Genomic DNA, 22,036 nt, shown 5'->3' with positions numbered 1-22,036 from the left:
CATGCCAGTCGCAACCGGATGATCGGACCGAGGCATCTCGGGCCGGTTGTTCACGGCCTCATTGCCGTAACGCCGCCCCTGAGCAACCCTCACAAAAAGAACCCCTCCCGCGTATACGGGAGGGGTAGTCGCTTAAAGGTTTAAGGCGTGGTCATCCGGTCGATCGCGGCGTTCATGGCACGCAGCATCACGCGGATTCCATTGGCGATCCAGATACCGATAGCAGCGCCGGCGACCAGTGCGCAGAAGCCAACCAACAGCCTGAGGATGAGGCCGCCCGCACTGCCGGCCCCGTAGGCCGCATCGAAGATCGGGCCGATACCGGAAAAGACGAGTGCCGCCAGCGCCATGGCGCTGGGCAAGATGCACACAGCGTCGAGGATGTTACCGGCGTGTCCCCCCGGGTTCTTCTGGTAGTGGATCCCCCTGTCGAAGATGAAGAACCAGCCCGGCACCGTCAGCACACATATGCCGACGATCATTCCGGCGAAGAAGGCCTGGGCACCGAAGACGGCTGCGCTCAACGCGCCCACCATGGCGCTCGCGAGAAGCCCCATGAAGCCGTAGACGACCGTGTAGACAAAAGCGCGCCGGTTGATGGTAATGGTCAAGGTCATGGCTATCCGGCCGCCGCCCTTGCGGACGGCGGTTCCCTGTATGTGGTTGTCAGGAACACGGACCGAGACGCCGCTTACGTCGCTCCTAGAGCGAGGGTTAGATGCAAAGCGGTGAGGCCATACGGCTCAAGATGTTTCGGTCACTACCGCCTTATGTCGGCCCCTGGAAATGCCATGGCTGACACCCCGTACTTGCGCCATGGGATGCTGCATTCAGTGCGACCTGCCTGATCGGCGCCCCGCTGCTCCGATCGCGCCATCCATCCTGATCCCGTCTCGTCCTTTCGCGGTTGCCGTCCCTCGGAAGGATTCCGCGTCTCTGCCGGACGGCGCCTTGCCGTCAATGCGCTGCCCGCGCCCACACCGTGTTGCGCATGACGGCGTCGGCTCATCCCGCCCGGCCTGTCGATCCGCGTCCTTGGGACGGACAACCAACAACGAAAGGATCGAGACATGGGACTGGATATGTATGCGTTCGCGACTGACCAGCAGATCGCCGACGAGGTCGACTTCAGCGCCGAGGGTGCCACGGAGATTTTCTACTGGCGCAAGCATCCGAACCTGCACGGCTGGATGGAGCGCCTCTACGGCGAGAAGGGCGGCACGAGCCCCGTCTTCAACTGCGTCAACGTGCAGCTCACCGCGGCCGACATCGACCGGCTGGAGGCCGACATCAAGGCGGGCGCACTGCCGCACACCGAGGGCTTCTTCTTCGGCGCCTCGAACGGCTCCGAAACCGAGGGCGACCTGGCCTTCGTCGCCAAGGCGCGCGAACTCATCGAGGCTGGCGCGACGGTCTTCTACACATCCTGGTGGTAGCGCTGCCGCTCACGACGAAGCCGCCTCTCCGGAGGCGGCTATCGCGTGTGGGGCTCGGCAGGCGGCGCTTCGTCAAGTCGGCAGTGGCCCGGCCAGTTTAACCCGCGCGCAAAAAAGATAACCCGGCAACAGCCGGGTTATCGATCAAAAAAGCTCCGGATTTGGATTTCGATCGGGGATATCGACATCGGAGACAATGGCCGCCAAAGCAGCGGGGTCTGTTACCCGCCCTTCGGCAATTGCCTTCAGAACGAGACGGGCAACCTCAACCTCAAGCTCCCTAGCGCATTCATGGTTCTGGGGCATCAGGTCGCGATAGGCCTGAATTTCCTGCCAGAGGAACGACACCCAATCAGGGTGAATCGAGATAGGTGCATCGTCTATCGCCTTGTGAAGGACTTTCCGGCGCACAGCGGAGAGCTCTCGCGCCGCTTCTGCGATGTCGATCTTGGCCCGCTCTTCAGCGTTCAGCTGATAGTAGTGATGCCGACGCCAATAATCCGATGGAAATTCGGCGTCACTCTGGGAAACGGTATGAGACATTTCCTTCTCCAAGATGTTGGTTTCATGTCTACATGCCGTTATTGTAATTGTATCAATAGAATTCAATTGTTTCCGCTTTATTTATTTCTCCACCACTTCGGCACCAGGTGCGCAATAAATGACCTGAATCGAGAGCCTCCTCGGAGCGCTCGTACAATTCATCCACACGATCCATCATTTTCAGGAAGTCAAACCGCTCGCCAAAAAGCTGCACTTCAATGGAGCTCGGGTCGTTTTCCGTCGCGACTTGCCGCATGAAAACGCCGAGATCCACTCCGTAGGTTTGATCCTCGAAACGGGGGATGGACGGATAGACGTGGCCGGGTGCCGGGTCGGCGCGCCCGCCGACGCTGCCGCGACGTATGCCCTCGCAGATCGCAAGGTCCATTCTCTCGTCGAAATGGGAGACGGCATTGCGAAAGCTTCGGTCAAAGTCTTTGAAGCGCTTCGGTTCGAGACCGAGCGCGATACGGACCCAGCGATGCCGTTCGGTGTCGCGTTCCGGATTTGGAGACCACGCGAGATGATAAGCCTGTACCCCGTGATGCAGGATGCTGTTCAGAAGCCCGAAGGCGCGATAGCCATGCCCCGCCGTTACGGCATCCAGCAAGTACGGTAGCGCATCGCGCGCAAGCGCCGTTTGCCGCTGCATCTCCAAAAGAAAATAGCGGACCATGATTGGCACAAGGGCCGGATTTCGTTTCGGCCAATCCACACCGCGCTCCACCGCGCTACGCAATCCGCAGGATCGGTTTGGACACCATCAATGGTATTCACATCATTCTGACACACGCCAGGAGAACCATTGCGCCCTTACGAAATCGCTCGGACCGACTGGCCAACGCTGGTCGCAAGGGCGTGGGGTGGCGCGAGGGTCTTTTCATAGTTTGCGGAAATCCAGCCACCCACGACGAAGCCGCCTCTCCGGAGGCGGCTTTCGCGTGTGGGGTTCGGCAGGCCGTGGCGGGCGTCCTCTTGATGGACACTTGGCGCCTGCGGCTTGCCGGCGATGTTGATTTCTTATGCACTCGCCTGCAAACGGCTCCTGACGCCCTCGGGCAGCAGGATGCGCCAGCCGACCAGCCGCGCATCGAGCGGCCAGTCGTCGGCGATACCGAGACGACGCTCGGGATCCGGCCCGAACATCTTCCGGCGGACAAAGGCATCGAAGGTCAGGCCGCACCGCCTGGCGCGCGCCACGGCCTCGTCCAGCTCATTCGGCGACAGGGCGAAGGTGAACTCGTACAGCCCCGCTTTGACGCGGACGCTCACGGGGTCTTGGGCTGTGGTCATCGGCGATGATCCTCCATGTGGTTCCTTCCCTCTTCTGGCCTCGACCGCAAGCGCCTCACCTGACGCCGACGCCCACGTCCGCTCCGCTCCCGGCGATGGTCTCGACGATCGTCGATGTCTTCCCTCATCCGCCGGGTTCCGGCGTCGCAAGCGGCCTTCTTCACTGGGCGAACCTGCGTCCGGCGCCGCCCGGCGCAACGCGTCGTCACGGCTTTCTTCCCCGCCGGCTGCGCCGGCTTCCTCGCGAGACAACAAAGCCGCGCCTCCGCGTCCTCCGCTCACGCTGCGGCCTGACGGTGCGCTCGGGCCGCCTCGGCCGGCCGCTTTTCGTCGCCCATGAAGGCCGCGGCGACGCGGCACGGAACCAACGGAAGGAGGAAAGCCATGAACCGACTGAACGCCATCGACACATTCGCCGAGCAGAGCTGGGACGAGTTCGTCATCGAGGTGGAGGACGCGCTAATGATCGAGAGCGGCGAAGAGCTCGGCCCGGACCACATGCACGACATCGCCGCCGCCTATGACGCCGGCCTGTCCCCATGGAGCTGCGTCATCGCGATGCTGGACAGCAACCCGCAGCTTCGCCAGCGTGCCGCCTGAGCTGACCGACCCGCCGACGGCCTACGCCGTCGGCGCGGACGGTCGAGTGCCGTCCGCCGAAGGCAACCTGCCATCCCCCACCAGCCGGTCGCCCTACCGCCGGCGGCGGTGATGCACGAGCATCGCGGCCACGGCCGCCGCGACGATTCCGAACATGCTCAGACATTTGAACGGCGGCGTCTGCGCCGCCACCAGACCGGCCACGTTCGCCGCGCCGGCGAGCCCGAGGATTACGTATGTCCACACGCGCCATTCCCTCCGTTGGTTTCTCATCCGGGGGCTTATGGCGGCGGCCGATAGGTCGTAGCCTGACCGGGGGGACAAGGCGCGTTGGGGGCCGTTGTGTGTGGTTGAGGGCGATTGAAACTTGTCGGCGGGGTTCATCTCGGCTAGTATTTCGTTGGTTCCGATAGAGATTAAGTCACTGCCCTGTCAGTGTGAATCTTGCTCCCGCTGGAAGTTGGCCCCATAAAGGGGTGAGCAGAAGTGTAACTTCAGTAGGGAGGCAAGATGGATGTTGTACCCCAAAAACTCTTGAATCGAGGCTCCCCAGGGAGCCGTCGAGAGTTTTTGGGGTACAACAATTTCCGCGACATTCGACCCCCTCACGGGGTCTCAAGCGCCGTCAATCTTGCTCTGCGAGGCCTGTCCTCCTCACTCGGAGGGCGCCGCTGATGGCCCGCCCGCCGCTCAAGCCGGAAGAGCGCCGCACCGAGTATCTGCGTGTCCGGCTCACCCCCGTCGAGAAGCGCGACCTTGAGCGCGCCGCCCAGGAGGTCGGCGTCACCATGGCCGAATACGCCCGCGCCATGCTGACCGGCAAGAAGCCCAGGGCCAAGCCGCCGCGCGAGCGCGCCATGACGGCGCTGCTCTACGAGCTGTCCTCGATCGCCACGAACCTCAGCCAGCTCGCCGACGCGACGGGCATGACCACCTACGAGGACTGGGCGAAGTATGTGGGGGGCCAACTTGTGGAGGCGGTGTCAGGGCGGACCGACCTGACGCCGGTGATCGACGCGAACCTGGAGAAGATCAACGCCGCTGGCCATTGGGTGAACGCGCTCGCCCGGCGCGCCAACATGGGCAAGGAGCTCGACCTTCAGGAGGTGCACGACGCGCTTGTGGCCGTGCAGAAAGTCCTGAAGCCGATCCACGACGCGGTGTCGCAACCGCCGCCGGAGACCGGGTCGCCCCCGGACGGGAGCGATGCGGTTTAAGGTCCCCAAGCGCCAGCCGGAGAGCTTCAAGGCCTCCAGCCTCTATCTGGCCGGACAGGTCAGGGGCCTCTCCCCCGACCGCGTCGAGTTCGTCGAGGGGTGCAACCTCTACACCACCGACCCCCGCGCCGCGGCGGCGGTGATGGAGGCGACCGCCGCCAAGAGCCGCCGCTGCAAGACGCCCGCCTACCATTTCATCATCACCTTCGATCCGAAGGACGCCGAGGCTGGACGGGTCACTGAAGAGGTGAAGCGTGACGTCGCGGGCAAGGTGCTCCACGACATGGGGCTCGGCGAGCATCAGGCGCTGGTCTATTCCCACAAGGACACCGACCACCCGCACCTGCACTTCCTGGTCAACCGCATCCACCCGACCCGCCACAAGGCCTATAGCCGGCACCGGGACGGCACGCGCCTTGCCGAGATCGTCCAGACGCGCGCCAGGGAGCTGGGGCTCAACGTGCTGCGCAATCGCGAGTACGGCCGCGAGCACGAGATCGACAACCAGCCGACCCCGACCGATGCCGAATACTGGCAGGCGCGGCGCGAGGATCGCGAAGCCCGCACGCGCTTCGGCAAGGGCCGCATCGTCGGCCTGCGCGCCCTGCTGCGCGAGGACTTCTGGCAGGCCAGCTCGTGGAAGGATCTGACCCAGCGGCTCAACGACAAAGGGCTCACCCTGGAGATGAAGGGCCGAGGCCTCATCATCACCGACGGCGAGGGCTACGCGAAGCTCTCGGAGATGGGTAAGGGCGTGCGGCGCGACCGCCTCCAGGCCCGCTTCGAGCAGACCTACGGCAACTTCCTGATCGAGCGGGCGCGCGAGCTCGCGCAACGGCGCGAGGACCCGTCCGGCGTCGACACCGAAGGAATGACGCCCGCCGAGAAGCGGACCGTCGAGCGCCTGATGAACGACGACGCCCTGCCGCCGAGGCAGAACCCGGTCGAGCGGCTCGACCAGCTCGACATGGACTACCGCTACTGGTCGGAGATCGACGCCGCCTATCGCCGGGGACGCAACCGGATCGACTACGCCAAGCGCCAGGAGACGTATCTTCAGGAGCGGGAGAAGACGAACACCGAATGGTTCCGCAAGCGCACCGTCAGCCTGCTGCGCATTCTCGACGGCGTCTACCGCGATCCCTACGCGGCCAAGAGCGCCTGGGACATTCTGGAGCGGACCCATGGCGAGGCCGAGGCCGAACGCATGGTGAAGGAGAACCCGCTGGTGCTGGGCGAGGCCCGCGGCACCCGCATCGGCGAATGGCGCGACGCGGAGAGACAGGAGGCCAAGCGTCTCTCACGCTACCTCGGCGCACGTCGCCGCAAATGGCGCGAGGCCAAGAACGACCTTGAGCGGACCCGCGTCCAGCTCGAACGGGCGCGGGAGCGCAAGAGCCGCGCGATCCACGACTACCGGATGCTTCAGGGCGTGGCGGGCACGCCCGACGAGCTGCGCAAGATCATGATCCGGAAGATCGCAGCGCGCTCGCGCGCGCTGGAGCGGGTAACCGAGCAGGCGATCCGCCGCAGCCGCTTTGCCGACGAGCGCAAGGAGCAGCTCCACCGCGCCTATCTGCGCGCCAAAGAGCGAAGCCTGGAGCGGCAGCGCAAGCGCGAGCGCCAGAAGGCGCTCGGCTTGGAGATCGACATCGACTGACGGCGTGGCCTATTCCAGTGATGAAGCCCTGACAGAGGCATTCCGGTTGTCCGCTGTAAAAGGCTCCTCGGAACCTAGGCCGTGACGGGCGACCGGCCGGGGTTAGCCATTGGCGGACATCACTCGACCTCATGAAGCCCGAACGAATCTAGTCGTGTGCTACATTGATCGAACCTCTGCATAGGGTGAAAGACAACGATCTCGGCTCATGTACTATCAATGTCCTTCCGATGCACAATGAAGACTGGCAACGGTAGATGGTTGCAAGGGAGCTGCCGTATCAATGAACATCAATACGTCCTTCAAATGCGAAAGCTGCGGGGCCATCACGAATTGCCGGATCGGCATGTCTAACCGGACCGAGCAACCCCTCCGGTTTTGTTGCCCAGACTGTGGACAGCCAATTGACATTGTCATTGGCGGAAAAAGCGGAGGCGTTTCAGGCGCCGTTCAGATAGAAGCCGAAGGGCCGTTCGACGACGAGACAAATTTTGTCGACTTGCACTTGGATTTTCCTGTGCATTTCGGGAAGTATGTCATGGGCGACACGCCGTTCATGCGGGCAGCGGGCCGCATAGGAACGGACAATATTCAGGTTCACAGCGCGCGACTGCGACAGCTTGACGAGACCTATAAATCGTTTGGTGTCTTCGAGACTCTGCTGAAATTCTACATTCGAGAGAAGTGGGTGCCCTTCAAGAATGCTATCGAAAAGCGTTTCGGCGGCACCGTGGTTTCCGACGAGATGCAGGATCGGAACGCGGCACTCTACAATGCCATCGCAGTGATGATGTGGCCCTTTGCAAGGCCGGGGCAGGCTTCTGACGATATTGAGCAGTACATGGATGTGCAGCTTTACTTAGCGCAGACCCACAAGCCTGCCTTCCATGCCTTTATCGATGAAATCTTAAAAACAGAATTCCTAAAAAATTTGCAGGTAGCCTGCCTTGGCATCTATCCCCGAATCCTCAAGGCTGAGTTGCCATTGCGGCCAGCGTTGTTTCTGGACTTCGACGTTGAATACCAGAATAAAGCCATCCCAATGCGGGTTTCGACGGACCAGTTCGATACCTTTAAGGATTTGTACAAAGACATCGCCGAGATCATTTCGCGACAATTCGTCCTGGTTGCAGGTCTGAATAACCTGCTCAAGCGCGGCGACCACAACGCCTTCAAGCCTGGGATTGGCTTGACCAAATCGGGCAGGGACCGAACCCCCAAAAACCTGCATGCCTTCACGGATATACCGTTCGGTCAAAAGGATGACTTTATTGATGACAATTGGTTCGCGTTTGGTGACCAAGCAGCCGACAACCAGCTTAGGAACGCGATTGCGCACTTTAAGACGGACTACGACGATGTTTCTCAGAAGATCATTTATTATCCTCGCAAGGAGGGCATGAGGCAGGATAAGTCGGAGGAGATACATTTCCTTGAGTTCATGCGAAGGGTGCTGATCGCCTACCGGGAAATGAACCGCCTTCACCAACTGATCAAGTCGCTTTTCTACTATCACTACCTCATCCATGTAGCGGAGAATGCGGGATGATATTTTTGTACGACCCGGGTCAGGTTCCGCCAACCTGACCCGGAAGGTTGTCGGCCGGTATTGGAGGCACTCCTGCCCTAGGCGGGCATCGTCTGTCAGGGCAGGGCCATTAGCGGCTCGCCGGCGACGAACGGCACCCCGGCCGCCCTATCCTCCCAGCCGATCATGAAGGTCGTCGTGCGCACGCCATGATCGGTGATCACGTCGACCACGCAGCTGCGCAGATCGCCGCCTTCGCTGACGCGCAGCTCGTGCGGGCTATGCAGACCGATTACGCGGAGCTTGTCGCCGGCGTCGAGGCTTTGCCGTACGAGGCCCAGCATCTCGCTATCCTGACAGGCCGGCGGGGACGCCGGGACGCGTTTGCCTTCAGCTTGCGCGGCCAATACGCCGACACTCCCCGCCACGCCGATCAGACAGATGGCTATGGCGACCAGCAGACCGCTGTCATGCTTATGGAACGAATTCATGAAATCACCCTTTCGTTATTTCTGGATTTGAAGAACCGACGCGCTTGGCCGCCTCGGCGGGCCGGCTCAGGCGCCGTTGGAACACCGCGTCCGCGTAATAGCGGATCTTCTCGGCAAGGATCGGCCGGCAGCCCTGCACGAAGACCAGCATGCGGCTGTCCGGCAGCAGCGTGACCTCGGACGGCGAGAGAAGCGGCCGGCCCGTTTCGCTCTGCCCCTCGCTGTAGGCATGCACCAGGCCGAGCAGCGGGAAGCGGCCCGAACGGCCGCCGCTGTGCACTTTCACCGTGCGCTGGCCGAGCATGCTGGAGAGCATGTTGGCCGTCTCCGGGTCCTGGACGTTGAAGGCCTGCCGCACGGCGCAGTTGGCGATCATCGAGCGCCATTTGGCGTAGGTCTTCTGGAGCTGGTCGAGATCCTGCACGAACAGCCAGAGCCGCACGCCGTACCCGGCGAGGTAACCGATACCGTCCTCGATCGGCCGCATGCGCCCCAGGGCCGGAAGCTCGTCGAGCAGGAACAGGACCGGTGTGTCGGGCACGTCCGGATTGCGGCTCATGGCTGCCGTGGCAATGCCAACCATCAACCGCATGAACGGCTGATAGGACGAGACGAACTCCGGCGGCACGATCACGAAGACCGAACAGGTCCGATCCTTCATCCGCTCGAAGTCGAAGGTGGTCTTGGCGGTCATGGCCGAGAGCTGCGGGCTCTCGAAGATCGACATGCTGTCCTGTGCGGTGGAGACCACGCTGGAGCGCTCGCGCTCCTCTTTCTGCGAGAAGCCCTCGGCGACCCGGGCCGCGGTTGCGCTCTCGGACCCCCGCATTCCTTCGAGCACCTTCACGAAGCCCTCGTCCGACCGCATCAGCATCACCCGGAGCTGGTGAAGCGTGCGATATTCGGGCTCGAAGTCGCAGGCCAGGTGAAGCAGCATCCCCATGATCAGCGTGCGCGCCTCGCGCTCGAAGTGATCCGCCTCGCCGGCCTTCGCCGCGACGATCATCTCCGCCATCAGACGGGCGTCATCCACCTCGCTGGCTGTGCCGACCCGGATGAAATCCAGCGGATTGTAGAAGGCATTCGAGATCGTCGGATCGAACGGCGCGAAGACGACGACGCGCCCGAGCTCCGCCCGGTAGCCGCCGGCGATGCGATAGTTCTCCCCCTTGATGTCGGTGACAAAGACCGAGCCCGGATGATCGAGAAGATTGGGCACGACGGCGCCGATGCCTTTGCCCGAGCGCGTCGGCGCGAAGGTCAGCAGGTGCCCCGGCCGCTCGTAGCGCAGGAATCGGCCGTCGCGCTTGCCGATGATCGGCCCGGTCGAGGTGAGCAGCCCCGCCTTGCGTAGCTCCTTGCCCCTGGCGAATGACGCCGAGCCGTAGGCCTGGCGCGGCCGGCGGAAATAGCGCCACAGTCCGACCAGGACCGGCAGGCAGACGAGCAGCAGGAACCCTGCGATGAGCGCGCCGCCGAACGGTGTGTGGGCGGCGTAGTGAAGAAAGAGATAGAGTCCCGCGAGAATGAGAATCCATTTCGGGAGATCGAAGACGGCGAACCGCAGCGTCCGCCACAATAGACGAATGAATGACATGACATATGTCCCTCCTTGTATAACCGAGGGCTTATGTCACGCGTCGAAAATTATTTCGCTGACGTCTGGAAATTATCGTCGATGATAAATAGAATAGAGATGTCGCCGGATCCCGTTTCAATGTCCCAGGGACTTGTATAACCAGCGGGATTCGACGACACTATTTATTTGGTGACGGTGTTTTCGAGTTACAAACCCGTACGTTTACCGGGTTGAAGATTTCTTCATTTATACAAATAATGAATAGTTTAACCCTTGCGCGCCTTCACCAGGTCGAAGCCTTCCTTCAGCAGGTCCACCATCGACATGCCGTGAATGGCGGCGTGCGCCTTGAACTCCCGGTGAAACTCCGCCGGCACCTTGAAGTTGAGCGGCTTCAGGTCCGCCGCTTCCGGCCGATCGAGGTTGTCGAGCGTCTCGCTCATCGCCGGCGGTGCGCCCTTGGTCGTGCGGTTCGGTGGAGCGATCTTCGTCATGCTATGCAGCCTCCCGCTTGCCGTTGGTTTCGAGCAGGTCGACGACTTCCTGGACAAGCGCATCGGCCCGCGCCTTGAGCGAGGCGAAGCGCGTTTCGGTCAGCGCCCGTCCCTCGTCGCTGGCACGGCGATAGGCGGTCTTTTCGGGGAGCGTCGTCATGAGGCAACGATAGCCGCCCTGGGCGATGTAGGCGCGCGCCTCGTCGAGCTCGGCCTCGCTGTCCCCGACACGGCTCAGCACAAAGGCAATCCGGCCCGCGTCGACACCGGTCTTGCGCAGCTCGTGAGCGAGCAACACGGACGGCTCCAAATCGTCGAGCGCCAGTCCCGTCGGCAGGAGAACGAGATCGCTCGCTTCCGCGATCTGCCGCGTGCCCATGCTCGCGTGCGGCGGCCCGTCGAGCACCATCAGGTCGTGAGCGCCGGCGGTCTGCATGGCCTGGGCAACGGTCCCGAACCTCTCGACCGCGACAACAGGTTCCAGCCCGTGCTGGAGCCGGCGTGCCTGCCAACTGAACGCCGTGCCTTGCTGGATATCGAGATCGGCGATCTTCACCCGCCAGCCGGCCTGCGCGTATTCCCGCGCCACCAGCCGCGCCAGCGTGCTCTTGCCGACTCCGCCTTTCTGGGAAACAACTCCAATAATCAAAACAAATTCTCTCGTTTTATTTTTTGTAAGTATATAATTCAGCAAATCACTAATTCTTTCTTTCGTCAATTTTCATAAGTAATTAAAGAATGGAGGGCCGGATAATAAAGAAGCCGATACTTACATTTCTGGACAATCTTCGCCACGCTCGGAATGTGGGGGAGCTGGAGTATCTGTTCTCCGACGCCCTCGCTGAGCTTGGTTTCCGGGAGTGGGCTTATCAGGTGGTTCATGCGGACACCATCGTGGACGAGGAACCGCTCATCCTCACGACCTACCCCGAAGAATGGCACACGCACTATGCCGCCAGCGGCTATCACCTGATCGATCCCGTCGTGCGTCTCGGACCGCGTCAGGTGACGCCGTTCCAGTGGAGCGCCCTCTCCTTCGGCATCGAGCCGACGCCGGACCAACAACGCATGTTCGACGAAGCCGCTGAATTCGGCGTCGCGGAAGGCGTGGGCATTCCCATTCACGGCCCCAACGGCGCGCTTGCCATGGCTTCTATGGTGTCCGACGAGGCGCCCGAAGCGCTGACCCGGCTCTTGGCCCGATCCGGCCATGAGGTGCACCTGATCTCCCTGGCCTTCCATAATGCGTTGCGCGATCTCGGGGGCTTCGGCCGCGCACGTCAGGCACCGATGCAGCTCTCCGCGCGCGAGCGCGAATGTCTGCTCTGGTACGCCAAGGGCAAGAGCATGTGGGAGATCGCGGCCATCCTCCGGATCAGCCGCCGCACCGTTCACTACTACATGGAAAATGTCCGCTGGAAGCTCGGCACGGCAAACAGTATGGAAGCGGTTCTTCGCGCGACGATGAGCGGGCTCATCAACCCGTGACAGAGGCCATTGCCCCCGTACGTTTACCGGGATGACAAATCTCGATCTTTCTCCCTCTATGGACGCCACGAGCAACCAAGGGAGGAAGACATGTGCTGTCCATCATATCGCAAGACAACGCCCATCTGCATTGGGACGCGCTGGCGTCCATGCACCAACTCCGCCGTCAGGTCTTCAGCGAGCGCCTTCGCTGGGGCGTGACGGTGATCAACGGCCTGGAGATCGACCAGTTCGACATCCCGGACGCCCACTATCTCGTTCACCGTGACGCCGAGGGTCGCGTTGACGCGTGCACGCGGCTGCTGCCGACAACCGGCCCCTACCTCCTGGGCGACGTGTTCGCCGATCTGATCGACGGCGAGCCGCCACGGGACGCGCGTATCTGGGAGAGCACGCGCTTCTGCGCCGATCACGGCCGCGCCCCTCGCAACATCGCCGCCCTGTTGATGGCCGGGATGCTGGAGTTCGGCGTCGATCGGGGGCTGAGCGCGTATGTCTCCGTATCGGATGTTCGGATGGAACCGATCATGCGCCGTGCCGGCTGGGATCCCCGCCGCCTCGGGGACACCGTCGAGACCGGCACCGACACCGCGGCGGCCGAGCGACTGACCGTCTCACGGGAATATCTCATGCGCGTACGCAAGCGCGCCGACGCCAGCGGTCCCGTCATCGGGAATCTGCACGAGTTGAAAGGCGATCTCGCCGTGGCTTAGAACATTGACGCTCAGGCGGCCTCAACGGCCGTTCTGTTGCGTCGAGATCTGTACGCAGGGGATTTACCCCCGACACGCGAACAAATGAACACAGCGGCCGCTCAGGCCGCTTTACCTTCAAAAGCAATCTCCCATGGTGCAAGCTCAGTGCTGTTGAGGCCCAGAATGCCACCGTCCCAGCGAGTGCGATACTCGGACGGTTCGGCCAGCGCCATCTGCTGCGCACCCCGCGCCGTACCGGCCCCTTCCCTCTATCCAAAGCCGGAAAACGGGGGCAGCACGTAGTCGCCCGGAACCTTTACGCCAGACTGCCGCAGCGATTGGTGGCCGGATCGCGGTTGCGTATCCTGCTCCAGAGTCGCACAAAATCGAGTTATCCCCAATCGCCGAGCCCAACTACAGGTATTTAATAATACAGGTACATATAGGTAATGCGGGAGCGTTAATGCGTAAAAGCGGGAGCGTTAATGCGTACGGATTTTTAGAACCACAACAAATCCGCCACTTCCAGGGCGGGAGCGTTAATGCGTGGATAACTTTTCTAGTTCACAGGGTTTTTCACAGGATCAGCAGCCATAGAGGGCGGGAGCGTTAATGCGTAAAACTTTCCCCGCACACAAAACCGCAATGCATAGCCCTCAAACCGGCGGAAACCCCGGTTCTTATTGGTGAATCCGAACTGAGAGTTACTCAGAAGGCGGGAGCGTTAATGCGTGAAATTAGATTCGATCCATCGAGGGAGACTATAAGCGTCCGACATGCGGGCGGCTCGGCAGAAGGGTCAGCTTGTCCGAGGACGTATCAGCGTCGATGCGGGCCGCTGGGTAGACCACGGAGACTTTGTTGAGCGCACGTAGGAACGCCTTCTTGAAGTCGCGACGGCCTTGCGCCGTGGTGGCATAATCCGCCCCGAACTGGAGCTGTAACGCCGACCAGGGAATGGGCGTCCGCTTCTTCACGTAGGACATGCGGTACGTCAGCCATAGATACACGTCCAACGCCATGGGGGATTTCTTCAGCGCCTTGAGGGCGCGGACGTCGATCGGCACCGGGTTCTGGGTTATCTCGTTGTAGAACCGCTCCGACAGCACGACCGTGCTTTCCCACAGGGCCGCCTGGTCGGGCTGGTGCGGCGTCCACCACAACGAGGCCGTATCCGCGATGTTAACGTTGTCCAGGCTGAGTGCGCCTTGCGAGGTGTAGGTGCAGGAGATTGAACAGGCGAACAGTCGTGTCATTTGATCGCGCAGCCGGGGGATTGATCCCCACCGACCGCCTGTCGGGGCAATGTCGAGCTCCGACATGAACTTACTCAGGCTACGCCCGAGCACGACTTCACGCTCGCCAGTCCGCACGGCTTCGGTAGTCAGGAAGCCGGTCACCAGTCGCGGAATACTGCCATACGGCAAGCCGACCTTTGACGGGGCCAGCATCGTCATGGTGAACGCGCCGTTGGTGCGCGAGAACTCGTTCCCCGGGACACGCCGATGCGGCATGCTGGCCTGTACCATGGCACGCGCCATGAACCCGAGAGCCCCCGCCTCTCTCGCTTCTTCGACCTCGATTTCCATGGCCGAGGTGAAGAGCTTGGACATTTCACGGGGTATGGGGCTGTTATCGTTCGCCGGGGCGCCAACGATCGGCGCGGCAGGCGTCGCTACGCCGTCGATCGGCTCGACATCGAAAAGGTCGTCGTGCTCCCTACGCTTAAGACTCATGCATCTATTGTTCCTATTTTGTTCTCTTTAAACCTACCACAAATGACGCCAATCGGGGTCGGATTTTTTCCGACTGCTTGATCAATGCGGGACGTCAGTACCGCCGCCGGCGGCGATATGGAAATGCACGAAGCGGTCGAACAGCGGCGTCGCGCGATAGCGAAACTCGTCGGCATCGAAGCGGCGAGGGTCCGTTGCCGCCGGTTCGAGCACGCCGAACCAGGTGAGAAAGCGCAGGACGCGCAGATGGAAGCCGTGGATCGGCGCATCGCGATAGCCGCCCAGCTCGTGGATGGCATCGTCGGGGATCACCGCGGCCCGGAAGATCTCCCGCGCGCTCGCCCAGCCCTCGGTCGCCCGACGCACTTGCCAAAGCAGCAGGCCGAAGTAGAGATCGAAGTCCCCCATGAAAGCCGCATCGAGGCTCGGCAAATAGCGGCCCTTGAAAGTTTCCGGGAAGAGCTCGGCCTGCAACAGGCCCGGCCGATCGAGCGCCTCGCGCCCTGCCGGCGAGAGCAGCAGGCGGTCCTTGTGCTTGCGCATGAACGTGCGGCGCTTCATGACCTCGTGCAGGTACCAGCCGGGCAGATAGTCGATCTCGTCGACCACCTTGTTGACGGCATAGACCTCGGCCGGCTCGTAGCCCGGCCAGTCGAAGACTTCGACAGCCCATGCCAGGAACTTGCGGTTCAGCGCGCCTGACTTCGTCAGGCCGATCCCGCCATTGTCGCGGGCATACTCCAGCATCATGCGCCCACGCGTCGCCACGACGCTCGCCGATATCGCCTCGGCATCGAGGCGGTTGCTAAGGCTGATGACGCCGCTGCCGTCGAGGGAGTCGTTGGCCAGGGTCCACCTCAAAGTCAGGTCGTGGGTGGCCGTCAATCGCAATACACCGTGCAGTTCCAATTGCTGGATCAACGTATCGCTCATTCGCATTCGGGGACAGGCCCGACACACCATCGGCTGCCCGAAGGCGCGACCACCGAATGAAGTCACAACCTACATTATGTCGACGCGCTAGGCGGCCCGGGTTGCCTTTGATAGGTTCGCCTTTCGTTCGCGCCCGAAATCTGCTATATAGTGTACAGTGCCACATCTAGCACGATATGTAGAAGGAGGCTATTGGATGGCTGATCGGCGAGTTACAGCTTCTGGCAAGGACAAGGACGGCGATATCACCAAGCTCTGCAACAGCGGCGAACCGTGGTCGCCGCGGCCGAAGGCAGACGCAATCCGGGATATCGAGAACAAGACGCACAGCTACTACGTGGACCGGGCCGGACATCGCACGGATGTTCACGTCGTCAACGAAGGGGGCAAGAAGTACCTCCGGACGACCGCGGACAAGACTTCGAAGAACAACCTGGATAACCTGCCGGACTGCTAAATGCGGCCGGCGGCTCCATGATCAGAAGGACGAGACCATGGCAAAGGGGAAATCCGGCGGACATTATCGTAGCGCGGTCAGCGGTCGCTACGTGACGAACGCACATGGCAAGCGCAGCCCGAATACGACCGTCTTCGAGAAGACCGGTGGCGGGTCGACCGGCTCGGCGCGTAGCGCCAAGAGCGGGCGCTTTGTGAGTGGTGCGACGGCCAAACGGAATCCGAAGACGACCGTCGAGGAATCCTGATCTTCCCGTCTGCTTCAAAGCGCAGACGGTTGCAGTTCCGCTATTGATGGCTGTTGGCACAGCCCGGGTTGTGTTGCCTTTGAGTGTGCCAAATTTGTGCCATTCAAAGCAAAACGCCTTAGCTCCGGAGAGCTAAGGCGTTGATATTGCTGGTTGCGGGGGTAGGATTTGAACCTACGACCTTCAGGTTATGAGCCTGACGAGCTACCGGACTGCTCCACCCCGCGCCAGTGGTGCGGAGCGCTGATATAGACCCTGGCGGAGGGCTTGTGAACCCCTGCGGCGAGATATTTCCTACGATTCCATGACACCGCCGCCGCGGCCGCGGAAACGCTGCGTCAAGCGGTCGAATGCGGGCACCACGCCCTCCGGCGCCAGCATGATCAGGGCGATCAGGACAAAGCCGTAGAGCGGGAAGGCGACGTAGCTCGAGAGCGATGTCGACAGTGACGAGACCGCGGCCAGCACCACCGCGCCGGCGAAGGCGCCCCTGAGCGTCGCGATGCCGCCGGCCACCGCCCCGATCAGCAGGCTGATGGAGAAGAACACCGAATAGGCGTCGGGGGCCACGAAATCGGTCAGCAGCCCGCCCAGCGCCCCGGCGACGCCGGTCACCGCGCCCGACAGCCCGAAGGCCAGCGAGCGCCAGAACGTCACGTGCAGACCCATGGTCGAGGCCGCCAGCGGGTGGTCCTTCACCGCCCGGAAGGCGCGGCCGAACCGCCCGTCGACCACATTGCGCAGCAGCCAGAACATGACGACCGTGGTGCCGAGGCCGACGAACCACCACCACTGATCGTCGCTGAGCCCCAGCCCCGCCGGCGCGGCCGGCCGCTCGAGATAGATGCCCTGCACCCCGCCCGTCCACGGCGCCAGGATGTCGGACTTCAGCAGCCGCGGCATGGAGACGGCGAGTCCCCAGGTCAGCAGGGCGAGATGCACCGGGCCCAGCCGCGCCGCCGGCCAGCCGAACAGGAATCCGACCGCGAAGCCGCTCAGCCCCGCCAGCGGAATGGCGAGATAGGGGGATATCCCGGCCTCGACCCCAGCGACGCCCACCGTGTAGGCGCCCAGGGCGAAGAAGGCGCTGTGGCCGATGGAGAACAGCCCGGCAACCCCGGTCAGCAGGTTGAGGCCGGCGATGGCGATGGCCATGACCAGAAGCTGGGTCAGACCATAGAGCGTGTAGCCCTCGACGAGGAACGGCACGATGCAGGCGGCGGCGAGACCGCCGGCGAGCCCGATGCGGGCGGCGTGACTCATCGCACGCTCAGCCGCCGCCGCTCGCCCGGGCGCGGGAAGCCGCCGTCGCCGCGATGGCGGCGGCGGTCGGCGCCAGGTGGTCGAGCCGGTCGATGGCGATCATGCGGGCGCGCCCCTCCTCCGGGCGGCGGGAGACTTACACCGCCCCACTGCGCGCCGCAATCGCGGGACCGGTAGTCAGTGGACCTGCTTGCCGCGGCCTTCCCAGAAGGGCTTGCGCAGCTCCGTCTTCAGGATCTTGCCGGCGCCGGACAGTGGCATCGGTTCGTCGCGGAAGGAGACGCTGCGCGGGCACTTGTAGTTGGCGATCAGCTCGTGACAGAAGTCGATGATCTCGCGCTCCGTCGCGCTCCGCCCCTCGTGACAGCGGACGATGGCGTGGACACGCTCGCCCCACTTGTCGTCGGGCACGCCGATCACCGCGCACTCGACCACCGCCGGGTGCTGGTAGATGGCGTTCTCCACCTCCGCCGAATAGACGTTCTCGCCGCCGGAGATGATCATGTCCTTCACCCGGTCGACGATGTAGACGAAGCCGTCCTCGTCCATGTAGCCGCCGTCGCCGGTGTGGATCCAGCCGCCGCGCAGGGTCTCGGCGGAAAGTTCGGGCTTGTTCCAGTAGCCCTGCATGACGTTCGGCCCCCGGGCGCAGACCTCGCCCACGGTGCCGCGGGACACGTCGTTGTCGTTCTCGTCCCTGATCGTCAGCTCGATGCCGATGGCGGCGCGTCCGACGGACTTGGCCTTGCCCTGGTCGTCGAAGGTATGCAGGTGCGGCTTCAGGATCGTCAGCAGCGGCGAGCATTCCGTCTGGCCATAGGCGTGATAGAAGCCGACCGAGGGGATCAGTTCCATGGCCTTGCGGATCACCGCTTCCGGCATGGGCGAGGCGCCGTAGAGGATGCCGCGCATGCTGGAGAGGTCGCGCTTCGCGATGTCGGGATGGTTGACGACCATGTTCATCATCGTCGGCACGAACAGGCCGTTGGTCACGCGATGCGTCTCGATGGCCGCCAGCGCCTCGCCGGGGTCGAACTTGGGGATGAAACGGTGGCTGCCGCCCAGCATGGTGGCGGCGAAGGTCGCGGTGCCATCCGCCAGGTGGAACATCGGCGCGGAGTGCAGCCAGATCATGTCCTCCTGGAAGTCCATCTCCGGGATGACGTGCAGGGCGTTGGAGACGAGGTTGCGGTGGCTCAGCATCACGCCCTTGGAGACGCCCGTGGTGCCGCCGGTATAGAACAACCCGGCCAGATCCTCGCCGGCGCGGCCGGCGTCCTCCATCGGCGCATTGCCCTCGATCAGGCTCTCGTAGTGGACCAGCCCGTCCGGCGCCTCGCCGTCGCCGACATAGACGATGGTCTCGACCGAGGGCATCTGGCCCTCCAGCCGCGGCAGGAAGGGCAGGAAGTCATCGTCGATGAACAGCACCCGGCTTTCCGAATCGCCCAGCCAGTAGGCGACCTCGGGCGGGGCGAGCCGGGTATTGACGGGCACGAACACCGCCCCTGCCCAGGGCACGGCGAAGAAATATTCCAGATAGCGGTCGGAGTTGTTGGCCAGCAGCGCCACGCGGTCGCCCTCCCCGACGCCCAGGCCGCGGATCCCGGCCGCCAGACGGGCGATGCGGTCCCGGAACGCGCTCCAGCTGCGGGTGCGGTCGCCGAACACCGTGGCCGCGTCGTTGCGCCGGACCTGGGCGGCGCGGCGGATGAATTGCGTCAGCGCCATCTGCATGGCCGTTCTCCTCCCCTGTGCTTTCATTGCGCGAAACTCTAGAACAGTCGCGGGGGCCGTGTCAGCGGGTGTCAGCCGCAGATCGGGCCAGCGGCGCAACGGCGGGCCGGGTTCGGTACTCAGTCCTGCGCCGGACCGAAGCGCGCTTCCCGCCAGGCGGTCGGGGACTTCGGCAGGACGATCAGCGCAGCGGCGATCAGACAGAGGATCGCGCCGACCATGATCGGCCACTGGTAGGTGCCGAAGATGTCGTAGAGATAGCCCGCGATCGCCGGCCCGAGCAGCGCACCCAGTGCCACCGACGCATAGACATTGCCGACGATGCTGCCGATATGACCAACGCCGAAATAATCGGCGAGGACCGTCGGCGACAAAGCGACGAAACCGCCGTAAAGCGTGCCGAAGGCGATGGAGAAGGTCATCAGTTCGATGAAGGTGGTGGCGAAGTTCCAGCCCACGAAGCCGATGGCCAGGCCAAGATAGAGAAAGGCAAGCACCGGCTGACGGCCCCAGGCCTGGGCGACAGGCCCCAGCGCCATTCGGCCGAAGATGGAGCCGATGCCGACGCCGCTGAAGACGGTCGCCGCCTCCGCCGGCGACAGGCCGAGGTCCAGCGCGAACGGCACCAGGTGGCCGAAGGGCACGAAGAGACCGATCGAAATGGCGGAGGCGCTGACCAGGATCATCCAGAACGGAAAGGTCCGCCGCGCTTCGCCCACGCTGAGCGACGGGCCGCCCTCGGCGCCGCCCGGCGCACGGTCGGCGCCGTCCGGAAACTGCCCCCGGGAAGCGGGCGAGTTGACCAGCACCGCGCCTGCCGCCACGCCCAGCACGGCGACGACGACCGCCAGGCCCACATAGGCCGTCCGCCAGTCCGTCACCACGATCAGCTCGTGCGCGGCCAGCGGTCCGAAAAAGGTGCCGACGCCGATGCCGGTGATGGCCAGGCCCGAGGCGGTGGACCGTTTCCGCGCGAACCAGCGCTGCACCACGCCGACGGCCGGTACGTACATGCAACCCACGCCGACCCCGACGCCCAGGCCATAGCCCCAGTAGACCTGCCACAGCGACTCCGCGCGGGAGGCCAGCAGCAGCCCGGCGGCGCAGACCAGGGTGCCGAAAATCACCACCGGCCGCGCGCCGATGCGGTCGCTCGCCGTGCCGCTCCAGAGACCCAGAAAGAAGTAGAGAAAGCCGGAAATCGACAGGATCATCGAGGTGTCGCCGCGGCCGGCGGCGAACTCGCTGGCGAGGGGTTCGAAGAAGACCGGAAAGCTGTAGGCGGCGCCGAATCCGACCATCATCACGACGAACGCGGCGGCCACCATGTACCAGCCGTGGAACGGCCGGCGTCCGGTTTCGCGCCGTTCGCCTGTCAGTTCGATCGCGGAATCCGCCATTGTCTCCCCCTCCCGGCGGTCAGTCTGGGTGGACGCGCGCAAATCCGCAACTATCATCCCGCAGGCTAGAGGGGAGGGTCGAATTGGACGACTGGCAGGACGGAATCTATCGCGAGCTGAAGAATGCCGGGGTCCGGCAGGTTGCCTATGTGCCCGACGCCGGCCACAGCAAGTTGATAGAGGCCTGCCGCGGCGACGGCGAGATGAAAGCGATCCCGCTGACCACGGAGATGGAAGGGCCGGCGGTGCTGGCCGGGGCGTGGCTGGGCGGCGAGAAGGGCGTGCTGCTGATGCAGTCGAGCGGCGTCGGCAATTGCCCCAACATGATCGCGACCGCCGTGACCTGCCGCTTTCCGCTGCTGATGCTGGTAACCATGCGCGGCGAACATGGCGAGTTCAATCCCTGGCAGTTGCCCATGGGCGGAGCCGCGGGGCCGATGCTGGAGCAGATGGGTACACGCGTCTTCCGCGCCGAGACGCCCGAAAGCGTCGCCGAGACGGTGCGCGCCGCCGCGGGCATCGCCTTCGAGGGGCTGATGCCCGTCGCGGTCCTGCTGGCGCAGAAGCTGATCGGCACCAAGACATTCGGGAAGTGAAGCCATGAACGAACGCGCCAACGATTATCCGATTCGCCGCCGCGAACTGGCTGCCGCCATCATGGCCGACAACCCGGACGCCCTGTTCATCGCCGGCCTCGGCGCAACGGCCTGGGACCTGACGGCCGCAGGCGACCGGCCGACGACCTTTCCGCTGTGGGGGGCGATGGGCGGCGCGGCGGCGATGGGGTTGGGTCTCGCCCTGGCCCAGCCGGAAAGGCGCGTCATCGTGGTCACCGGCGACGGCGAGCAGCTCATGGGTCTGGGCGCGCTGGCCACCGTTGCGGTGCAGCGGCCGGCCAACCTGGCCATCGTCGTCTTCGACAACGAATCCTATGGCGAGACCGGCATGCAGGCGACCCACACGGCCGCCGGGGTGGACCTCGCCGGCGTGGCCCGCGCCGCCGGCTTCCCTCTGGTGCGGACGGCGGCGACGCCCGAGGACGCCCGGGCGGCGCTGCCCGATATCCGTGCAGGCCGCGGCCCGGTCTTCGCGGCGTTCAAGGTGCGCGCCGAGGTTCTGCCCTTCGCCCTGCCGCCCAAGGACGGCGCCTGGTTGAAGGACCGCTTCCGCCGCGCGCTGCTGGGTCCGGCCGCCGTGGGCGAGACGTGACCGCGGCGACAGCCGCAGGCCCTTGGCGCA

25 protein-coding genes and 1 tRNA gene are annotated in these 22,036 nt (G+C 63.6%); 11 read left to right on the top strand and 15 right to left on the bottom strand.

Features of this window, described 5'->3' with window-relative positions; genetic code table 11:
- Window positions 1-140: 140 nt before the first annotated feature.
- Entirely contained in the window at window positions 141-611 is a 471-nt protein-coding gene (locus tag CWC60_RS20025) for a hypothetical protein (protein ID WP_125182836.1), read from the bottom strand.
- 459 nt (window positions 612-1,070) lie between these two features.
- Between CWC60_RS20025 and CWC60_RS20020 the strand changes: the two genes are divergently transcribed.
- Window positions 1,071-1,436 carry a phosphoglycerate kinase gene (locus CWC60_RS20020; protein ID WP_109795690.1) on the top strand — a complete coding sequence of 122 codons (366 nt, stop codon included), beginning with the start codon at window positions 1,071-1,073 and terminating at the stop codon, window positions 1,434-1,436.
- Window positions 1,437-1,580: 144 nt separating this feature from the next.
- On the opposite strand, the gene CWC60_RS20015 is transcribed toward CWC60_RS20020, so the two are convergent.
- The 3 genes from CWC60_RS20015 to CWC60_RS20005 all read right to left on the bottom strand — a co-directional run bounded on the left by CWC60_RS20015 (window position 1,581) and on the right by CWC60_RS20005 (window position 3,272).
- On the bottom strand, window positions 1,581-1,979 hold the full coding sequence (locus CWC60_RS20015; protein WP_109795689.1) for a hypothetical protein: 399 nt from the start codon (window positions 1,977-1,979) through the stop codon (window positions 1,581-1,583).
- Window positions 1,980-2,031: 52 nt separating this feature from the next.
- Window positions 2,032-2,694, bottom strand: coding sequence for a hypothetical protein (locus CWC60_RS20010; RefSeq protein WP_125182835.1), 663 nt, complete (start codon window positions 2,692-2,694; stop codon window positions 2,032-2,034).
- A gap of 305 nt (window positions 2,695-2,999) precedes the next feature.
- On the bottom strand, window positions 3,000-3,272 hold the full coding sequence (locus tag CWC60_RS20005; protein WP_109796424.1) for a hypothetical protein: 273 nt from the start codon (window positions 3,270-3,272) through the stop codon (window positions 3,000-3,002).
- A 384-nt stretch (window positions 3,273-3,656) separates the two neighbouring features.
- Here CWC60_RS20005 and CWC60_RS20000 point away from each other — a divergent pair, with 384 nt between their 5' ends.
- Window positions 3,657-3,872: a hypothetical protein gene (locus CWC60_RS20000; RefSeq protein ID WP_109796423.1), complete on the top strand. Its 216-nt coding sequence runs from the start codon at window positions 3,657-3,659 to the stop codon at window positions 3,870-3,872.
- 93 nt (window positions 3,873-3,965) lie between these two features.
- Here the strand turns inward: CWC60_RS20000 and CWC60_RS23770 are convergent, their stop codons facing one another.
- A complete protein-coding gene (locus tag CWC60_RS23770) occupies window positions 3,966-4,118 on the bottom strand; it encodes a hypothetical protein (RefSeq protein ID WP_164516654.1) in 153 nt (50 codons plus the stop codon).
- A 428-nt stretch (window positions 4,119-4,546) separates the two neighbouring features.
- On the opposite strand from CWC60_RS23770, the gene CWC60_RS19995 reads away from it, so the two are divergent.
- The 3 genes from CWC60_RS19995 to CWC60_RS19985 all read left to right on the top strand — a co-directional run bounded on the left by CWC60_RS19995 (window position 4,547) and on the right by CWC60_RS19985 (window position 8,298).
- Window positions 4,547-5,089, top strand: coding sequence for a plasmid mobilization protein (locus tag CWC60_RS19995; protein WP_206420059.1), 543 nt, complete (start codon window positions 4,547-4,549; stop codon window positions 5,087-5,089).
- Complete coding sequence (locus CWC60_RS19990) at window positions 5,079-6,749, top strand: relaxase/mobilization nuclease domain-containing protein (protein WP_109795685.1); 1,671 nt, start codon at window positions 5,079-5,081, stop codon at window positions 6,747-6,749. The genes CWC60_RS19995 and CWC60_RS19990 overlap by 11 nt, the downstream gene beginning before the upstream one ends.
- Window positions 6,750-7,032: 283 nt before the next feature.
- Window positions 7,033-8,298, top strand: coding sequence for a hypothetical protein (locus CWC60_RS19985; RefSeq protein WP_125182834.1), 1,266 nt, complete (start codon window positions 7,033-7,035; stop codon window positions 8,296-8,298).
- 95 nt (window positions 8,299-8,393) lie between these two features.
- Here the strand turns inward: CWC60_RS19985 and CWC60_RS19980 are convergent, their stop codons facing one another.
- The 4 genes from CWC60_RS19980 to CWC60_RS19965 all read right to left on the bottom strand — a co-directional run bounded on the left by CWC60_RS19980 (window position 8,394) and on the right by CWC60_RS19965 (window position 11,490).
- On the bottom strand, window positions 8,394-8,768 hold the full coding sequence (locus CWC60_RS19980) for a hypothetical protein (protein WP_109795683.1): 375 nt from the start codon (window positions 8,766-8,768) through the stop codon (window positions 8,394-8,396).
- A 4-nt stretch (window positions 8,769-8,772) separates the two neighbouring features.
- On the bottom strand, window positions 8,773-10,365 hold the full coding sequence (locus CWC60_RS19975) for a type IV secretory system conjugative DNA transfer family protein (RefSeq protein WP_109795682.1): 1,593 nt from the start codon (window positions 10,363-10,365) through the stop codon (window positions 8,773-8,775).
- Between the two features lie 248 nt (window positions 10,366-10,613).
- Window positions 10,614-10,841 carry a hypothetical protein gene (locus CWC60_RS19970; protein ID WP_109795681.1) on the bottom strand — a complete coding sequence of 76 codons (228 nt, stop codon included), beginning with the start codon at window positions 10,839-10,841 and terminating at the stop codon, window positions 10,614-10,616.
- Between the two features lies 1 nt (window position 10,842).
- Window positions 10,843-11,490: a ParA family protein gene (locus CWC60_RS19965; protein ID WP_109795680.1), complete on the bottom strand. Its 648-nt coding sequence runs from the start codon at window positions 11,488-11,490 to the stop codon at window positions 10,843-10,845.
- Window positions 11,491-11,579: 89 nt separating this feature from the next.
- Between CWC60_RS19965 and CWC60_RS19960 the strand changes: the two genes are divergently transcribed.
- On the top strand, window positions 11,580-12,329 hold the full coding sequence (locus tag CWC60_RS19960) for a helix-turn-helix transcriptional regulator (RefSeq protein WP_109795679.1): 750 nt from the start codon (window positions 11,580-11,582) through the stop codon (window positions 12,327-12,329).
- Window positions 12,330-12,421: 92 nt separating this feature from the next.
- A complete protein-coding gene (locus CWC60_RS19955) occupies window positions 12,422-13,042 on the top strand; it encodes an acyl-homoserine-lactone synthase (RefSeq protein WP_206420058.1) in 621 nt (206 codons plus the stop codon).
- 743 nt (window positions 13,043-13,785) lie between these two features.
- Here the strand turns inward: CWC60_RS19955 and CWC60_RS19950 are convergent.
- Together CWC60_RS19950 and CWC60_RS19945 are read right to left on the bottom strand one after the other, a co-directional pair.
- Entirely contained in the window at window positions 13,786-14,637 is an 852-nt protein-coding gene (locus CWC60_RS19950; RefSeq protein ID WP_164516656.1) for a replication protein RepA, read from the bottom strand.
- Between the two features lie 204 nt (window positions 14,638-14,841).
- A complete protein-coding gene (locus CWC60_RS19945; RefSeq protein ID WP_125182833.1) occupies window positions 14,842-15,693 on the bottom strand; it encodes a hypothetical protein in 852 nt (283 codons plus the stop codon).
- A 196-nt stretch (window positions 15,694-15,889) separates the two neighbouring features.
- On the opposite strand from CWC60_RS19945, the gene CWC60_RS19940 reads away from it, so the two are divergent.
- Both CWC60_RS19940 and CWC60_RS19935 read left to right on the top strand, forming a co-directional pair.
- A complete protein-coding gene (locus CWC60_RS19940) occupies window positions 15,890-16,150 on the top strand; it encodes a DUF3892 domain-containing protein (RefSeq protein ID WP_109795676.1) in 261 nt (86 codons plus the stop codon).
- A gap of 37 nt (window positions 16,151-16,187) precedes the next feature.
- Window positions 16,188-16,397 (top strand): hypothetical protein, encoded by a 210-nt coding sequence (locus CWC60_RS19935; RefSeq protein ID WP_109795675.1) that lies wholly within the window; start codon window positions 16,188-16,190, stop codon window positions 16,395-16,397.
- 150 nt (window positions 16,398-16,547) lie between these two features.
- Here the strand turns inward: CWC60_RS19935 and CWC60_RS19930 are convergent.
- From CWC60_RS19930 to CWC60_RS19915, 4 genes are all read right to left on the bottom strand, one after another.
- Window positions 16,548-16,624 (bottom strand) — tRNA-Met (locus CWC60_RS19930).
- 67 nt (window positions 16,625-16,691) lie between these two features.
- Window positions 16,692-17,660, bottom strand: coding sequence for a branched-chain amino acid ABC transporter permease (locus tag CWC60_RS19925; RefSeq protein WP_109795674.1), 969 nt, complete (start codon window positions 17,658-17,660; stop codon window positions 16,692-16,694).
- Window positions 17,661-17,837: 177 nt separating this feature from the next.
- The gene (locus CWC60_RS19920) at window positions 17,838-19,397 is read right to left on the bottom strand and encodes a long-chain-fatty-acid--CoA ligase (RefSeq protein ID WP_206420057.1); all 1,560 of its coding nucleotides are present in this window, start codon (window positions 19,395-19,397) and stop codon (window positions 17,838-17,840) included.
- A 119-nt stretch (window positions 19,398-19,516) separates the two neighbouring features.
- Entirely contained in the window at window positions 19,517-20,797 is a 1,281-nt protein-coding gene (locus tag CWC60_RS19915) for an MFS transporter (RefSeq protein ID WP_164516653.1), read from the bottom strand.
- 83 nt (window positions 20,798-20,880) lie between these two features.
- Here CWC60_RS19915 and CWC60_RS19910 point away from each other — a divergent pair, with 83 nt between their 5' ends.
- Together CWC60_RS19910 and CWC60_RS19905 are read left to right on the top strand one after the other, a co-directional pair.
- Window positions 20,881-21,393, top strand: a complete 513-nt coding sequence (locus CWC60_RS19910; RefSeq protein WP_109795672.1) for a thiamine pyrophosphate-binding protein — start codon at window positions 20,881-20,883, stop codon at window positions 21,391-21,393.
- Window positions 21,394-21,397: 4 nt separating this feature from the next.
- Window positions 21,398-22,006, top strand: coding sequence for a thiamine pyrophosphate-dependent enzyme (locus CWC60_RS19905; protein WP_109795671.1), 609 nt, complete (start codon window positions 21,398-21,400; stop codon window positions 22,004-22,006).
- Window positions 22,007-22,036: the final 30 nt, after the last annotated feature.

Source organism: Minwuia thermotolerans (assembly GCF_002924445.1).
Taxonomy (GTDB): Bacteria; Pseudomonadota; Alphaproteobacteria; order Minwuiales; family Minwuiaceae; genus Minwuia; species Minwuia thermotolerans.
The sequence above is the reverse complement of the archived record's forward strand: the minus strand, read 5'-3'. Positions and strand labels throughout refer to the sequence as shown.

Bases quoted from the DNA above. Each gene is read 5' to 3' on its own strand.
- CWC60_RS19915 (WP_164516653.1), bottom strand. From the start codon at position 20,797: ATGGCGGATTCCGCGATCGAACTGACAGGCGAACGGCGCGAAACCGGA.
- CWC60_RS20005 (WP_109796424.1), bottom strand. From the start codon at position 3,272: ATGACCACAGCCCAAGACCCCGTGAGCGTCCGCGTCAAAGCGGGGCTG.
- CWC60_RS19950 (WP_164516656.1), bottom strand. From the start codon at position 14,637: ATGTCCAAGCTCTTCACCTCGGCCATGGAAATCGAGGTCGAAGAAGCG.
- CWC60_RS19990 (WP_109795685.1), top strand. From the start codon at position 5,079: ATGCGGTTTAAGGTCCCCAAGCGCCAGCCGGAGAGCTTCAAGGCCTCC.
- CWC60_RS19970 (WP_109795681.1), bottom strand. From the start codon at position 10,841: ATGACGAAGATCGCTCCACCGAACCGCACGACCAAGGGCGCACCGCCG.
- CWC60_RS19935 (WP_109795675.1), top strand. From the start codon at position 16,188: ATGGCAAAGGGGAAATCCGGCGGACATTATCGTAGCGCGGTCAGCGGT.
- CWC60_RS20000 (WP_109796423.1), top strand. From the start codon at position 3,657: ATGAACCGACTGAACGCCATCGACACATTCGCCGAGCAGAGCTGGGAC.
- CWC60_RS19960 (WP_109795679.1), top strand. From the start codon at position 11,580: ATGGAGGGCCGGATAATAAAGAAGCCGATACTTACATTTCTGGACAAT.
- CWC60_RS19905 (WP_109795671.1), top strand. From the start codon at position 21,398: ATGAACGAACGCGCCAACGATTATCCGATTCGCCGCCGCGAACTGGCT.
- CWC60_RS20020 (WP_109795690.1), top strand. From the start codon at position 1,071: ATGGGACTGGATATGTATGCGTTCGCGACTGACCAGCAGATCGCCGAC.
- CWC60_RS19980 (WP_109795683.1), bottom strand. From the start codon at position 8,768: ATGAATTCGTTCCATAAGCATGACAGCGGTCTGCTGGTCGCCATAGCC.
- CWC60_RS19925 (WP_109795674.1), bottom strand. From the start codon at position 17,660: ATGAGTCACGCCGCCCGCATCGGGCTCGCCGGCGGTCTCGCCGCCGCC.
- CWC60_RS19920 (WP_206420057.1), bottom strand. From the start codon at position 19,397: ATGCAGATGGCGCTGACGCAATTCATCCGCCGCGCCGCCCAGGTCCGG.
- CWC60_RS19945 (WP_125182833.1), bottom strand. From the start codon at position 15,693: ATGAGCGATACGTTGATCCAGCAATTGGAACTGCACGGTGTATTGCGA.
- CWC60_RS20015 (WP_109795689.1), bottom strand. From the start codon at position 1,979: ATGTCTCATACCGTTTCCCAGAGTGACGCCGAATTTCCATCGGATTAT.
- CWC60_RS19940 (WP_109795676.1), top strand. From the start codon at position 15,890: ATGGCTGATCGGCGAGTTACAGCTTCTGGCAAGGACAAGGACGGCGAT.
- CWC60_RS19995 (WP_206420059.1), top strand. From the start codon at position 4,547: ATGGCCCGCCCGCCGCTCAAGCCGGAAGAGCGCCGCACCGAGTATCTG.
- CWC60_RS19985 (WP_125182834.1), top strand. From the start codon at position 7,033: ATGAACATCAATACGTCCTTCAAATGCGAAAGCTGCGGGGCCATCACG.
- CWC60_RS19975 (WP_109795682.1), bottom strand. From the start codon at position 10,365: ATGTCATTCATTCGTCTATTGTGGCGGACGCTGCGGTTCGCCGTCTTC.